The following is a 14,535-nucleotide window of genomic DNA, read 5'->3' as shown; positions in this document are numbered from 1 at the left end:
GTTGATAGGCCAGATGTGGAAGCCCGGTAACGGGTGGAGCTGACTGGTACTAATAGGCCGAGGGCTTGTCCTCAGTTGCTCGCGTCCACTGTGTTAGTTCTGAAATAACGAACGGCCGTGTTTTGTTCCGGTGTTGGTTAATTTCATAGTGTTTCGGTGGTCATTGCGTTAGGGAAACGCCCGGTTACATTCCGAACCCGGAAGCTAAGCCTTTCAGCGCCGATGGTACTGCAGGGGGGACCCTGTGGGAGAGTAGGACGCCGCCGAACTCCTTTTAATAGTTAAGCCCCGTGCCCTTGTGGCACGGGGCTTTTCTGCGTTCCCGACCAGAATGGGCTTGATTCCTGATTCCTGATCGGATCCAGCCCGGCACCTCTGCGACTTTCTGAAATACCGGGCTCGGATCCGATCCGTTGCATCCTGTAGCCCGCGGCTACAGACGACCTGCTGCTTTGAGAGCCAGGTAGGCGTCGGCAAGAGCCGGCGCGAGGGCGTCGGGAGTGGCGTCGACGACAACGACTCCGTGCCGTTGGAGCTGATCCGCCGTTCTGCGACGTCGGGCCGTGGCCTGGGCGGCGGCAGCCGCTTCGTAGACCGCGTCCACCGTTCCTCTCGCGCCGGCCATCTCCTCGATGTGCGGATCGCTGACAGCCGCCAGCAGTACGGTGTGCCGCTGTGTCAGGCGGGACAGGACGGGAAGCAGACCCTCCTCGACGGGGGTCGAGTCGAGACTGGTCAGAAGCACGATCAGAGAACGGCGAGGGGCGTTCGCCAGAGCCATGGCGCTGAGGCCGCGCGCATCCGTTTCCACCAGCTCCGGTTCGAGCGGTGCCATGGCATCCACCATGGCCGAGAGGACTTCCCCGGCTGCCCGGCGCTGAACGCGGGCGCGCACACGGCGGTCGTAGGCGAGTAGATCGACCCGGTCGCCCGCTCGGGTGGCGAGAGCGGTCAGGAGCAGTGACGCGTCCATCGCAGCGTCGAGACGAGGGACATCACCGACCCGCCCAGCCGATGTCCGGCCCGTATCGAGGACGATGAGGATGTGACGGTCGCGCTCGGGGCGCCACGTCCGTACAGCGACGGCAGACTGGCGGGCGGTGGCCCGCCAGTCGATCGAGCGGGTGTCATCGCCGGGTACATAGGCGCGAAGACTGTCGAACTCCGTACCCTCGCCACGGGTCAGGACGCTGGTGCGGCCGTCGAGTTCTCGCAGTCTGGCGAGACGGGACGGCAGGTGCTTGCGACTGGTGAACGGCGGCAGGACTCGTACGGTCCACGGCAGTTGATGGTTGCCCTGGCGCGCCGCGAGACCCAGCGGGCCGTACGAACGGACGGTGATCTGCTCGGCTCGCCGGTCGCCGCGGCGGGTGGGACGCAGGAACGTGGTGATGCGGCGGCGTTCGCCCGGCGGGACCGTCAGTCTGTGGCGGGACGCCGACTGCTCCGTGCCGGCTTGCCAACTGCTCGGAGGCCAGGCATCACGGAGGTGTGCCCGCAGGCGCCGACGGGAAGGATTGACTACGGTGAGTTGCACTTCTGCGCTGTCACCAAGTCGAACGGCTGTATCACCGGATCGGGTGAACTGAAGCGAACGCACTGGCGCAGCCAGGGCATAGTCGCACAGAATTGCTAGAGACAGCGGGGCGTTGACCGCGAGCATGCCCGTCCAGCTCGGGGCCAGGATGCCTACGGGGAGTGACCCCAGGGCGGCGAGCAGCGCGGTGCGTCCGGTGAGGGCCACGACTCACCGCCTCATCGGGGTACGGGGACTTGGGCGAGGACCGTGGTGATGACGGAGTCGGGGGTGACACCTTCCATTTCCGCCTCGGGCCGGAGCTGGACGCGGTGGCGGAGAGTGGGGAGGGCCAGGGCTTTCACGTCGTCCGGAATCACGTAGTCGCGGCCCGTGAGCCAGGCCCAGGCCCGTGCGGTGGAGAGCAGAGCAGTGGTACCTCGGGGTGAGACCCCGAGGGAGAGCGAGGGGGAATCACGCGTGGCACGACAGATATCTACGACGTAGCCGGTGATCTCGGCAGAGACGCTGGTCCTGGCGACAGCGGCGCGAGCGGCTTCCAGATCGGCCGGTCCCGCGACCGGGCGTATGCCCGCTGCTTTGAGATCTCGGGGGTTGAAGCCGTCGGCGTGGCGGGTCAGAACGTCGATCTCGTCCTCGCGGGATGGCAGAGGCACCGTCAGCTTGAGGAGGAAGCGGTCCAACTGTGCTTCTGGGAGCGGGTATGTGCCCTCGTACTCCACCGGGTTCTGGGTGGCCGCGACGAGGAAGGGATCGGGGAGGAGCCGGGGGGTTCCGTCAACGGTGACCTGGCGCTCCTCCATCGCCTCCAGGAGGGAGGACTGGGTCTTGGGCGGTGTCCGGTTGATCTCGTCGGCGAGCAGGAGGTTGGTGAAGACCGGCCCCTGCTGGAAGGAGAACTCGGCAGTGCGGGCGTCGTAGACGAGCGACCCGGTGACATCGCTGGGCATCAGGTCGGGGGTGAACTGGACGCGTTTTGTTTCGAGTTCGAGCGATGCCGCGAGGGCACGGACCAAGAGGGTCTTGGCCACGCCCGGCACGCCTTCGAGCAGGACGTGACCTCGGCAGAGCAGCGCGACGACAAGGCCGGTGACCGCCGGGTCCTGCCCGACCACGGCCTTGGCGATCTCGGAGCGCAGGGCTTCCAGGGAGGCGCGGGCGGTCTCGTCGCTCCGGTTGGTGCCGGCTGTTCCGGCGGAAACGGGGGGCGGGGCGGTCATGAGGTACGAACCTCCCTTTCGAGGGAGTCGAGTTGGTCTGCCAGAAGGACGAGCGCGGCATCGTCGGAAGGAGCCGAGCCGAAGATCAGTTCTCGAAGGCCGTCGTCGGCCGTGCTGAGGCGGGCGGAGACGGCGGGCAGAAGGGTGGCGGGGGAGTGGGCGTCCTGCGGGGAGACGCCGACAAGAGGGGCGATGCGGGTGCGGGAGACGTGACGCAGTGCGGCGGCGGCACGGTCACGGGCGTTGGTCTTGCGGTGGAGGCGGGCGCGGCCCTCGGTGGACTCGGAGGCGCGGATGGCCACGGGCAGCCGCTCAGCGATCACGGGGCCCAGGCGACGTGACCGCCAGACGGCGGCAAGTGTGGCGGCGAGTGCGAGTTGCAGGGCGCCCCACAGCCAGCCCGAGGGGATCAGGCCGATGAAGCTGTTCTCGCCGCCCGCGCTCTTGCTCCCCGTGCCGCCGTCATCGTGTTCGCCGCCGCCTGAGGCGGAGGGGTCATCGAGCGAGGGGAGGTACCAGACCAGATGCGGTTGGGAGCCGAGGAGTTGCAGGGCCAGCGAGGCATTGCCCTGCTTGTCCAGACGATCGTTGTACAGGATGTCGGGGGAGCCGAGAAGGACGGTGTCGCCCGCTGCCGGGTGGCGCAGGAGCAGCAGGGAGGGAAGGCCGTCGGCCGGGTAGCAGGCGAGGGCGTCGAGGCTGTCGCTGGAGTAGCGCACTCCACCCGTCTCGGCGGTGCCGGCCAGCCGGGCCGCTTCCAGGGAGCACTGGGGGGCCCGTGTGGTCACCGGTGCGGCGGACTCCGCGCGGACACCGGGGACCAATGCGCGCACGGAGGGAGGTCCTGCGGCGAGGAGTACGGTCCGGCCGGCGGTGGCGGTGGTTGCCGTGTGGAGGGTGTGCTGCTGGTCGGGCGTCAGCAGGTTGGGTGCGGTGACGAGCAGCGTGGTGTCGGGTCCCGCCGCCGACGTGGCGTCCTTGAGTGTGGTGACGACCCGGACGGAGACGCCGCGGTCCTTGAGGAGTTCGGCGACGGCCCGGCTGCCGTAGCGGTCGGCGGAGCGGGGGTCGAGACGTCCGTGCCGGTCGCCGGAGTGGGTGGCGGCCAGCGCGATTCCGGCGGCGACGAGCACGAGGACGGCGAGCAGCAGCCCTCGTGTGCGGATCCAGACCTGACGAGCGGTCGGGGAGACCGAGGAGGAAGCGGCGGTGGCCACGGTCATCCGGCGGCTCCCGGGAGCGTGCCGGTCAGCTGGGGCTTGGTGGATTCGAGCTCCAGATCCAGGGCGAGCAGGGTCCGGTACGCCTGCAGGTCGGCGGTGCGGCCGCCGTACGTGACGTCGTCGAACTGCCGGGCGGCCGCGTGCAGTCGCGCGGCGTGTGCGGGGAGCGGCCGTCCGGCCTCCGCGGCGGCTTCGTCGGCCGTGCGGCCGGGGCGCGGGTCCAGGAGGGCGCGTTCTTCGAGAGAGCGGACGATGGCGCGCATCCGCTCCTGGACCGCCTGGTTCCAGCGGCCGGCGGCAGCGTGGGTCTCGGCGGCGGTGCGGTGTTCCGCAGCACTGCGGGGACCGCTTTCGAAGAGGCCGTCCGCCGTTCCGGGACCGCGCCGCGGGGTCCCCAGCCGCCACCGGAGCGCGGCGGCCAGGGCGAGAACGATCAGTACCAGTACGACCAGCCCCGCCGGACCGCCCAAGGCGGCGTCCGAGGCGGACGAGAGGAGATCACCGACCCAATTCCACAGGTGGTCGAGAGCACGCTGGAGGAAGTTCGGGTCGTTCTCGTGGTACATCGGTTTGGACAGTTCGTGCCGTGCCGCCTCGCGGGCGGGCACCCGTGGGGTGTCCACGGGTATGCCGCCGCCGGCGCGGATCAGCAGCTGTGCGGCCGCCGTGCCGCCCGCCCCCGACACGGCGTCAACTCCTGTTGTCGTAGCCCGGCAGACCGGCTGCCCTGGCGAGTTCGAGGTCGAGTGCTTCGCGCCGGATGCGCTGGTCCACGTAGAGCAGCGCCGTGACTCCCGCGGTGAGCGGGTAGGTGATCGTCGCGACGACCACGTCACCGATTCCGGAGACGATCAGGAACGACCAGCCGAAACTATTGGCGTCATCGGTGAGGAAGGCGCTCATCCCGCCACCGTCCAGCACCATCGCGATGAAGCCGAACGGGATTCCGATCACCACGGCCACGATGAGAGTCAGCAGCCAGGTGAGTACCAGGATGCCGAAGGTCCGCCACCAGGCGCCCCGGACCAGTTTGGCGGAGCGTCGCATCGAGGCGGTGATCGACTGCCGTTCCAGCATCAGCGCGGGCGAGGCGAGGGAGAAGCGGACCATCAGCCAGGCCAGCACGACGCATGCGGCGAGAAGTCCGAGGAAGGCGAGCCCGACACCTGCCGTGTCCCCGAGCAGGAAGCCGGGGAGGATCCCGACGGTCATGATGGCCGCGGTCATGACAGCGAGCAGGAGCGTCAGGCCCAGCAGCGGGAGCAGCCGGGGCCGGGCCTCGGCCCACGCGTCGGAGAGGGTGACGGGGCGGCCGAGCACCGAGCGGCTGATCACGACGGTCAGCACCGCTGTGGTGAAGAGAGTGGCGAGCATGGTGATGAGCAGGGACGGGCCAAGATCCAGCAGGCTGGCCCGGAGCGAGTCGGCTGCCTGTCGCAGGGCCTCCGAGCCCGTGGCGTTCGCGTCGATCGACGGGGGCTCGGGCAGCAGGTAACGCTGTACGAGGATGATCGCGGTCTGCGCGATCACGGAGATGGCGAGTGTGAGGCCGAGGACCGTGCGCCAGTGGGCGCGCATGGTGGATACGGCCCCGTCCAGGATCTCGCCGACACCGAGTGGCCGGAGCGGGATGACGCCGGGCCGGGCCGCGTGCGGCCTGCCCCAGCCGGGGCCCTGGGGCCTGCCGCCCCAGCCGGGAGCGGGAGGCGGTGCGCCGGGGCCGGTGCCGGGACTGCTCGGTGGGGACCACTGCCCTGCGGGCGGCTGCGTGGAAGACCAGTTTCCCGCAGGTTCGCTGCTGTCGACAGGTTCGGAGGGCCGGGGGATCCCCGCCTCCTGGCCGTCGGAGGGGGCAGATCCGGGCGAGGCCCAGCCCGGAGTGTCGTTCATTCGCGCTCCTTAACGGTCCTGCCCGCTCATCGGGGCGGCAGGTTGGCAGCCATCGTGCCACGCGTCGTACCGGTCCGGTCCGGGTGCTCCATCTCCTTCGTACCTTCATTTCCGGGCGGGTCACCGGGCAGACTGGGCGGATGGCTGATCAGGACGCGCAACCGCCGGTGGGCATCGCCCCCTCGGCCCTCTCCGTACTTCGCTGGGACGAGCCCCCGGAAGGTCCTGCGGTGGTGCTCCTCGACCAGACGAGGCTGCCCGCGGAGGAAGCCGAGCTGGTGTGCGCCGATGTGCCCGCACTGGTCGAGGCGATCCGGGCCCTGGCGGTACGGGGAGCGCCGCTGCTGGGCATCGCGGGGGCCTACGGCGTGGCTCTCGCCGCGGTACGGGGGCAGGACGTGGACGCTGCCGCGGAACTCCTGGAGCGGGCGCGGCCCACCGCGGTGAACCTCGGCTACGGGGTCCGGCGGGCCGCCGGGGTGTACCGGGCGGCGGTCGAGAAGGGGGCAGGCCCGGAGCAGGCGGCGGCCGAGGCGCTGGCGGCGGCCAGGGCCCTGCACCGGGAGGACGCCGAGGCCAGTGGCCGTATGGCGCGGTTCGGGCTCGCCCTCCTGGACGAGCTGCTGCCCGACGGCGGTCATCAGCTGCTGACCCACTGCAATACCGGGGCGCTCGTCTCGGGAGGCGAGGGGACCGCCTTCGCGGTGGCGCTCGGGGCGCACCGGGCCGGCCGGCTGAGGCGGCTGTGGGTCGACGAGACCCGTCCGCTGCTCCAGGGGGCGAGGCTGACCGCGTACGAGGCGGCTCGCAACGGCATGGCGTACAGCGTGCTCACGGACAACGCCGCAGGATCGCTGTTCGCGGCGGGGGAGGTGGACGCCGTACTCATCGGGGCGGACCGCATCGCCGCGGACGGATCAGTCGCCAACAAGGTGGGGAGCTATCCGCTGGCAGTGCTCGCGCAGTATCACCACGTACCGTTCATCGTGGTGGCCCCGACCACGACCGTGGATCTGGACACCGCGGACGGGGCGTCGATCACCGTGGAGCAGCGACCGGGACGAGAGGTGACGGAGGTCACATTCTCTCGGTCCGGGGCGGCCGGCCGGGAAACGGGCGGTGTCGTCGTGGCACCGCAGGGATCCCCGGCGTACAACCCCGCCTTCGACATCACACCGCCGGAGCTGGTCACGGCGATCGTCACGGAGGAGGGCGTAATCTCCCCGGTCACAGGGGTCGGGCTGGCAGAGCTGTGTGCCAGGTCATCGCAGATAACGATTAGCTAATGGGATGATGTCGATTATGAAGGGACGCGTCCTTGTCGTCGATGACGACACCGCACTGGCCGAGATGCTCGGCATTGTGCTGCGTGGTGAGGGATTCGAGCCGTCGTTCGTAGCGGACGGCGACAAGGCACTTGCTGCATTTCGTGAGGCGAAGCCGGACCTGGTTCTCCTGGATCTCATGCTGCCCGGTAGGGACGGCATCGAGGTCTGCAGGCTGATCAGGGCCGAGTCGGGTGTGCCGATCGTCATGCTCACTGCCAAGAGCGACACGGTTGACGTGGTGGTGGGCCTGGAATCCGGGGCCGACGACTACATCGTCAAACCGTTCAAACCTAAGGAGTTGGTTGCCCGGATCAGGGCACGTTTGCGGAGGTCAGAGGAGCCGGCACCGGAGCAGCTCACCATTGGTGATCTGGTCATAGACGTGGCCGGGCACTCGGTGAAGCGGGACGGGCAGTCCATCGCCCTGACCCCGCTGGAGTTCGATCTGCTGGTCGCGCTCGCCCGTAAGCCGTGGCAGGTCTTCACCCGTGAGGTACTGCTTGAGCAGGTGTGGGGATATCGCCATGCCGCCGACACCCGGCTGGTGAACGTGCACGTTCAGCGTCTGCGTTCCAAGGTCGAGAAGGACCCGGAGCGGCCGGAGATCGTGGTGACCGTCCGAGGCGTCGGTTACAAGGCCGGACCGAGCTGACATGTCCCTGGGTAGCGCTGCTCCGAAGCCCGGGGAGCCGGGAGTCCGTGCGGAGCGGGCTGCCGGTTCAGGGCACACGCCGTCTCACGTCGGGCTCTTCCTGCAGGGCGGCCGGTTGTTCCAGAACCGGGCGCCCGGCGGGCCGGTGCCCCGACTGCTGATGCGCTGGGTGCGGCGTCCGCTGCTGCCGGCCGTGCGGCTGTGGCGGCGCAACCTTCAGCTGCGGGTCGTCGCGGGCACGCTGCTCATGTCGCTCGGTGTGGTGCTGCTGCTGGGCCTGGTCGTGATCGGGCAGGTGCGCAACGGCCTGCTGGACGCGAAGGGCAAGGCGGCCCAGACCCAGGCCGCGGGCGGGTTCGCGGCCGCCCAGGAGAAGGCGAACGCACCGCTCACCCCCACTCCCGGGCAGGGCGGTGACGCCGCGGACGGCACCACGGCCAACAACTCCTGGCGGACCGAGCTGGTCGACCAGCTCGCCAGTGGCGGGAAGAACGCCTTCAACGTCGTCGCGCTCAGCGCCGACGAGGGCTCCCGCGCGCCCCGCGGCTCGGGCGGCGTCGAGGCCGCGAGTATCCCGCAGAGTCTCCGTGAGTCCGTGAACAAGGGCCCCGGAGCGTTCCAGACGTACTCCCTGATCCGTTACGCGAACGGGCAGGAGTCGCAGCCCGGTCTCGTCGTCGGAAAACGGCTGTACGACATCGACCGCAACCCCTACCAGCTCTACTACCTCTTCCCGCTCACGCAGGAGGAGAAGTCGCTGACCCTGGTCAAGGGCACGCTGGCCACCGCAGGTCTGTTCGTGGTCGTGCTGCTCGGGGCCATCGCCTGGTTCGTGGTGCGCCAGGTCGTCACCCCCGTACGGATGGCGGCCGGCATCGCTGAACGGCTCTCGGCCGGCCGGCTCCAGGAACGGATGAAGGTCACCGGCGAGGACGACATCGCCCGGCTCGGCGAGGCCTTCAACAAGATGGCGCAGAACCTTCAGCTGAAGATCCAGCAGCTGGAGGAGCTCTCGCGGATGCAGCGGCGGTTCGTCTCTGACGTGTCGCACGAGCTCCGCACCCCCCTGACGACGGTACGGATGGCCGCCGATGTCATCCATGAGGCACGCGTCGACTTCGACCCCGTCACGGCTCGCTCCGCGGAGCTGCTCGGTGATCAGCTCGACCGTTTCGAGTCGCTGCTCTCCGATCTGCTGGAGATCAGCCGGTTCGACGCGGGGGCCGCGGCGCTGGAGGCCGAGCCGATAGACCTGCGGCAGGTCGTGCGGCGGGTGATCGGCGGTGCCGAGCCGCTGGCCGAGCGCAAGGGCACCCGGATCCGGGTGGTCGGTGACGAGCAGCCGGTGATAGCGGAGGCCGACGCGCGACGCGTCGAGCGGGTCCTGCGCAACCTGGTCGTCAACGCCGTCGAGCACGGGGAGGGCCGCGATGTCGTGGTGCGGATGGGGGTGGCCGGCGGAGCGGTCGCCGTGGCCGTCCGCGACTACGGGGTGGGACTGAAGCCCGGCGAGGCGACTCGGGTGTTCAACCGTTTCTGGCGGGCCGACCCGGCCCGCGCACGGACGACCGGCGGTACCGGACTGGGGCTGTCGATCGCCGTCGAGGACGCCCGGCTGCACGGCGGCTGGCTGCAGGCCTGGGGCGAACCCGGCGGCGGCTCGCAGTTCCGGCTGACCCTGCCGCGCACGGCGGACGAGCCGTTGCGTGGTTCGCCGATACCGCTGGAGCCCGAGGACTCGCGGCGCAACCGGGAGAGCCGGGAGCGGGCCGCGGCGGCCCCCGCACAGGCCACGGGCAGCGAGCACCGGCTGATGGCGGTGCCCTCCCAGACGGCGTCTGGTACGGACCGCTCACCGCTGCCGGGGCCCGCCCGCGCCCCCGCGACCGCCCGGACCGCACCGGTCTCGGTGCACCCGGCCGCGCTGCCGGGCAACGGCGCACGGGTGGTGCCGCGCCCCGCCGGGGAGCGCACCGGCGCCAACGACTCCCCGGGACAGGATCCCGGGCGGGAGGACACGACTCGTGGGCACTGACCGTCATCAGGGCGGCCGCGGACGCGCGGCGGAGCTGACCGTGCTGCTGGGATGCGGCGCACTGCTGCTCACCGCATGCGGCTCGATGCCCGTCACCGGGGACGTCAAGGCTGTGGACGCCTCCCAGCCCGGCGACTCCCAGGTGCAGGTGTACGCGGTCGCGCCGCGTGACGGTGCCACCCCGAACGAGGTGGTCGACGGTTTCCTGGAGTCGATGACCAGCGACGACTCCGATTTCCGGACGACGCGGAAATACCTCACGCCGGAGGCGTCGAAGTCCTGGAAGCCGAGTGCGCTCACCACCGTGCTGGCCAAGGCGCCGAACCGGAGCGACCGCCCGGTCCACGAGAGCGACCGCTCCACCACCGAGGTCAGCTACACCTTGTCCGGCGAGAAGGTGGCGACGGTCGACGAGCAGAACGCGTACCAGCCGCTGGCCCCGGCGGACTACTCCGGCACCCTCCATCTGGTGCGGCGGAACGGGCCGGACGGCAAGGAGTGGCGCATCGACACGGTGCCGGACGGCCTGGTGCTCGGGCAGTCGGACTTCAAGCGGCTCTACCGTTCCGTCAACAAGTTCTACTTCGCCACCGGGCTGTCCGAGGCGGAGTCCACGCTCGTCGCCGACCCGGTCTACATCCGTAACCGGACGGACCCCACCACCGGGATGGACACCGTCACGCAGGCGGTCCGCAGCCTCCTGGGTGGCCCGACCGACTGGCTGCGGCCGGTGGTCGGATCGCGCTTCCCCGCCGGGACGAAGCTGCGGAAGGACGTCGTCTCGCTGACGCCCGACGACCGCAACGTGCTGAAGGTCCCGCTCGACAAGAAGGCGGACGGGGCAGGCCAGCGCTCCTGCCGGATGATGGCGTCGCAGGTGCTCTTCACCCTCCGGGACCTGACCTCGGCCCGGGTCGAGCAGGTGGAGCTCCAGCGCTCGGACGGTTCCACGTTGTGCGTGCTCGGGTCCGACCAGGCGGAGGAGTACGCCCCCGACGGTTCCTCCGGCGGGCCCGACAGCCAGTACTTCGTCGATGCCAAGGGGCATGTGCAGCGCATTCCGGGGAGCACCCGGGGCAGCGGGGAACCGGAGCCGGTGCCCGGACCGTTCGGTGCGGGTCCGGCGCGGGTGAGCGAGGTCGGCGTGGCCCGGGACGAGCAGCTGGCGGCGGCGCTCTCACAGCATCGCGACGCGCTCTACGTGGCTTCCATCACCGAGGACGGCCAGCTGCCGGCCCCGGCCGTGACGAGCGGGGCCAGTGGCGCGGGCGACCGCCTGACGGCCCCCAGCTGGGACGGCAGGGGCGACCTCTGGGTCGCCGACCGGAACCCGGACAATCCCCGGCTGCTGCGGCTGGCCGGTGGCGCGGGCAAGCCGCAGGAGGTCACGGTGCCCAGTCTGAACGGCAGCCGGATCAAGGGGCTGCGGCTGTCCTCGGACGGAGTGCGCATCGCGCTGCTGCTGACGAGTGACGGCCACACGACGCTCAAGATCGGCCGGATCGAGCGCCGCGGACCGCAGGACAAGCAGCAGGTCTCCGTGGTGGATCTGCGGCAGGCGGCCCCGCAGCTGGCGGATGTGACCGCGATGTCGTGGTCGGGCGGCAGCCGCCTCGTGGTGGTCGGCAAGGAGCAGGGCGGCGTGCAGCAGGTCCGCTATGTGCAGGCGGACGGCTCGACACCGTCCTCCGGTGTGCTCCCCGGGGTGAACCAGGTACGGGCGATCGCCGCGGCGGACGACGAGCAGCTGCCGCTGATGGCGGACACCCAGGGCGACGGAATAGTGAAGCTGCTGCCCGGGGACAACTGGCAGACGGTCCTCAAGGAGGGCTCGGCGCTGGTCTACCCGGGCTGACGCCGGCAACGCGCGCGAGTCCCGCCGCGCGAAGGCGCGTTCGCCGGGCCCGGGAGGTTTTCCACAGGGGTGGTCCGACGGCCCCGGCGGGGGCACAGTGGAGTCATGCGCGGGTGGTGGCGGGAGATCACCGGACTGGTCCTGCCGGTGGCCTGTGGGGGCTGCGGCAGACCGCGGACCGAGCTGTGCGAGGAGTGCGCCGCCCAGCTCCACGGCAAACCGCCGCGCCGGGTGCGCCCCGATCCCGAGCCGGCCGGTCTGCCCGCTGTGCACGCCGCCGCCTGCTACGAGAACGCGGTACGTGCGCTGCTCCTGGCCCACAAGGAGCGGGGTGTGCTCGGCCTGGCGGGGACGCTCGGCAAGGCGCTGGCGGGCGCGGTGCGGGCCGGGGCGGGCCCGCTGCCGCATCCCGGACCGCTGCTGCTCGTGCCGGTCCCCTCGTCGCGCCGGGCCGTGGCGGCGCGCGGACATGATCCGACGCGCCGGATCGCGCTGGCGGCCGCGGCGGAACTGCGGCGCGCGGGCACCCCGGCCGGGGTGGCGGCGGTGCTGCGGCAGCGGCGTCGGGTGGCCGACCAGTCGGGGCTCGGCGCCGTGGACCGCCGGGTGAACCTGGCGGGGGCGCTGCGGGTGGTGGCCGGAGGCGCGCGGCTGCTGGACACCGGGCGGGTGGTGCTGGTCGACGACCTGCTCACCACGGGTGCCTCACTGGCCGAGGCGGCACGCGCGATCGACCGGGCGGCGGGGCCGGAACGCACGGGTTCCGGGGTGCGCCGGGCGGCCGTTGTCGCAGTATCTCCGTCCGTCTTCGAAATAAACCGGAACTGGAACTGAACTTGCATCGTTGCAGGTAGTGAGTGGGTAAAGAGACCTGAACGGAGGTACGTGCGAGTAGCGGGTGCCGACAGACGGCCGAGCAGGCTATGTTCGGTTGTGAGGAATGGTGAATGCCAGACCTCGACGAATGCACCACCAGGTTTCGGGCAGGTGACCCACCAGCAGGTCAGAATCCGGAAATTCGGTGGGGTGCAGACCTCACCGCCGGGGGAGGAGGAGGTGGAAACCCACCGAGTCCGCGGCTCCGGTCACCACCGGGGCCTGGTGCAAAAGGGAGATGCTCCGCCATCGAGCGGAGCGATCCGGGAACGGAGTTCTGCGTGGACATCGTCGTCAAGGGCCGCAAGACCGAGGTGCCCGAGCGGTTCCGCAAGCACGTGGCCGAGAAGCTGAAGCTGGACAAGATCCAGAAGTTCGACGGCAAGGTGATCAGCCTCGACGTGGAGGTGTCCAAGGAGCCGAATCCCCGTCAGGCCGACCGTTCCGACCGGGTGGAGATCACGCTCCACTCGCGTGGACCGGTCATCAGGGCGGAAGCGGCCGCAGGCGACCCGTACGCAGCGCTGGATCTGGCCACCGGCAAGCTGGAGGCCAGGCTGCGCAAGCAGCACGACAAGCGCTACAGCCGTCGCGGCTCGGGCCGCACGCCGGCTGCCGAGGTCGGCGAAGTGGTGCCGGAAGCGGCTTCGTTCGACAGTGACGGCGAACTGGTCGTCGACGAGGAAGCGAAGTCCCCGCACACCACCAGGATCGGCTCGCTTGAGGTGCAGGGCGAAGGACCGCTGGTGATGCGCGAGAAGACGCATGTCGCGGCACCCATGTCGCTCGACCAGGCGCTCTACGAGATGGAGTTGGTCGGACACGACTTCTATCTGTTCGTCGATTCCGACACGAAGGAACCGAGTGTCGTCTACCGGCGGCACGCGTACGACTACGGCGTCATCCACCTGAGGACCGACCCGCTGGCCGCCGACGAGGCGGGCGGCGCGGGTGGGGCGCTCGGCGGCTGACAGCACCACTCCGTGGTGCCCCTGGAGCGCCTTGTGCGCCCCCAGGGGCACCGGCGTGCGACCACTGGATCACCGCTCTGACGTCCAGGCATGAAATCATGGCGGCCCAAGCCAATCTGTGCTGTGTGAACTGCCGTTGGCGGAGAGTCTGTGAACTTCAGGCCGTGGCCTTCAGGGGGAGGAACGATGGCGGACACCTTCGGGCCCGTGCGCGATGCGAATGATGCCGACGCTGTTTCCGGTGTCCGCACCGGAACGGACGATGACGGCGGTTCCGGCAAGGAACCGATCCGGGTTCTCGTGGTCGACGACCACGCCCTCTTCCGCAGAGGGCTGGAGATCGTCCTCGCGCAGGAGGAGGACATCCAGGTCGTCGGTGAGGCCGGGGACGGGGCGGAAGCCGTGGACAAGGCGGCCGATCTGCTGCCCGACATCGTGCTGATGGATGTACGGATGCCCAAACGCGGCGGCATCGAGGCCTGCACCGCCATCAAGGAGGTGGCCCCCAGCGCGAAGATCATCATGCTGACGATCAGCGACGAGGAGGCCGACCTCTACGACGCCATCAAGGCGGGCGCCACCGGCTACCTCCTCAAGGAGATCTCCACGGACGAGGTCGCCACGGCGATCCGTGCGGTGGCGGACGGGCAGTCCCAGATCAGCCCGTCCATGGCGTCGAAACTGCTCACCGAGTTCAAGTCGATGATCCAGCGGACCGACGAACGCCGGCTGGTACCGGCGCCCCGGCTCACCGAGCGTGAGCTCGAAGTCCTCAAACTGGTCGCCACGGGCATGAACAATCGCGATATCGCGAAGGAACTCTTCATTTCCGAGAACACCGTGAAGAACCACGTCCGCAACATTCTGGAGAAGCTCCAGCTGCACTCCCGGATGGAGGCCGTGGTCTACGCCATGCGAGAGAAAATCCTTGAGATCAGGTGACCGGGC

General features: G+C 69.9%; 12 protein-coding genes and 2 rRNA genes. 9 read left to right on the top strand and 5 right to left on the bottom strand.

All coding sequences use genetic code 11. From position 1 onward, the window contains the following. Together ACZ601_RS10010 and rrf are read left to right on the top strand one after the other, a co-directional pair. Positions 1-73: ribosomal RNA gene (locus ACZ601_RS10010) — 23S ribosomal RNA — on the top strand; the annotation flags it as partial. A gap of 79 nt (positions 74-152) precedes the next feature. Beyond that, a 5S ribosomal RNA gene (gene rrf / locus ACZ601_RS10005) occupies positions 153-269 on the top strand. A 164-nt stretch (positions 270-433) separates the two neighbouring features. Here rrf and ACZ601_RS10000 read toward each other — a convergent pair. From ACZ601_RS10000 to ACZ601_RS09980, 5 genes are read right to left on the bottom strand one after another with little or no spacing between them, the layout of a single operon-like run. After that, the gene (locus ACZ601_RS10000; RefSeq protein WP_469535234.1) at positions 434-1,744 is read right to left on the bottom strand and encodes a DUF58 domain-containing protein; all 1,311 of its coding nucleotides are present in this window, start codon (positions 1,742-1,744) and stop codon (positions 434-436) included. An 11-nt stretch (positions 1,745-1,755) separates the two neighbouring features. Further along, positions 1,756-2,757: an AAA family ATPase gene (locus tag ACZ601_RS09995; protein ID WP_469535232.1), complete on the bottom strand. Its 1,002-nt coding sequence runs from the start codon at positions 2,755-2,757 to the stop codon at positions 1,756-1,758. Beyond that, positions 2,754-3,980 (bottom strand): DUF4350 domain-containing protein, encoded by a 1,227-nt coding sequence (locus tag ACZ601_RS09990; protein WP_469535229.1) that lies wholly within the window; start codon positions 3,978-3,980, stop codon positions 2,754-2,756. Before ACZ601_RS09990 ends, ACZ601_RS09995 begins: the two co-directional genes overlap by 4 nt. Further along, entirely contained in the window at positions 3,977-4,666 is a 690-nt protein-coding gene (locus ACZ601_RS09985; protein WP_469535226.1) for a DUF4129 domain-containing protein, read from the bottom strand. Before ACZ601_RS09985 ends, ACZ601_RS09990 begins: the two co-directional genes overlap by 4 nt. A 4-nt stretch (positions 4,667-4,670) precedes the next feature. Continuing rightward, a complete protein-coding gene (locus ACZ601_RS09980; RefSeq protein ID WP_469535223.1) occupies positions 4,671-5,870 on the bottom strand; it encodes a DUF7847 domain-containing protein in 1,200 nt (399 codons plus the stop codon). A 140-nt stretch (positions 5,871-6,010) separates the two neighbouring features. Between ACZ601_RS09980 and mtnA the strand changes: the two genes are divergently transcribed. The 7 genes from mtnA (at position 6,011) to ACZ601_RS09945 (ending at position 14,529) form a co-directional block, all read left to right on the top strand. Continuing rightward, positions 6,011-7,156, top strand: a complete 1,146-nt coding sequence (mtnA, locus tag ACZ601_RS09975) for an S-methyl-5-thioribose-1-phosphate isomerase (protein WP_469535220.1) — start codon at positions 6,011-6,013, stop codon at positions 7,154-7,156. Between the two features lie 4 nt (positions 7,157-7,160). Then, entirely contained in the window at positions 7,161-7,850 is a 690-nt protein-coding gene (mtrA, locus tag ACZ601_RS09970) for a two-component system response regulator MtrA (protein WP_187740742.1), read from the top strand. 1 nt (position 7,851) lies between these two features. Next, positions 7,852-9,885 (top strand): MtrAB system histidine kinase MtrB, encoded by a 2,034-nt coding sequence (gene mtrB / locus ACZ601_RS09965; protein ID WP_469535217.1) that lies wholly within the window; start codon positions 7,852-7,854, stop codon positions 9,883-9,885. Next, complete coding sequence (locus ACZ601_RS09960; RefSeq protein ID WP_469535214.1) at positions 9,875-11,740, top strand: LpqB family beta-propeller domain-containing protein; 1,866 nt, start codon at positions 9,875-9,877, stop codon at positions 11,738-11,740. Before mtrB ends, ACZ601_RS09960 begins: the two co-directional genes overlap by 11 nt. Positions 11,741-11,845: 105 nt before the next feature. Next, entirely contained in the window at positions 11,846-12,574 is a 729-nt protein-coding gene (locus ACZ601_RS09955; protein WP_469535211.1) for a ComF family protein, read from the top strand. Positions 12,575-12,897: 323 nt separating this feature from the next. Further along, on the top strand, positions 12,898-13,587 hold the full coding sequence (gene hpf / locus ACZ601_RS09950; protein WP_440576029.1) for a ribosome hibernation-promoting factor, HPF/YfiA family: 690 nt from the start codon (positions 12,898-12,900) through the stop codon (positions 13,585-13,587). Positions 13,588-13,773: 186 nt separating this feature from the next. Beyond that, positions 13,774-14,529 carry a response regulator gene (locus tag ACZ601_RS09945; protein ID WP_469535207.1) on the top strand — a complete coding sequence of 252 codons (756 nt, stop codon included), beginning with the start codon at positions 13,774-13,776 and terminating at the stop codon, positions 14,527-14,529. Positions 14,530-14,535: the final 6 nt, after the last annotated feature.

It is taken from the genome of Streptomyces sp. NPDC104307 (genome assembly GCF_055584045.1).
The sequence above is the reverse complement of the archived record's forward strand: the minus strand, read 5'-3'. Positions and strand labels throughout refer to the sequence as shown.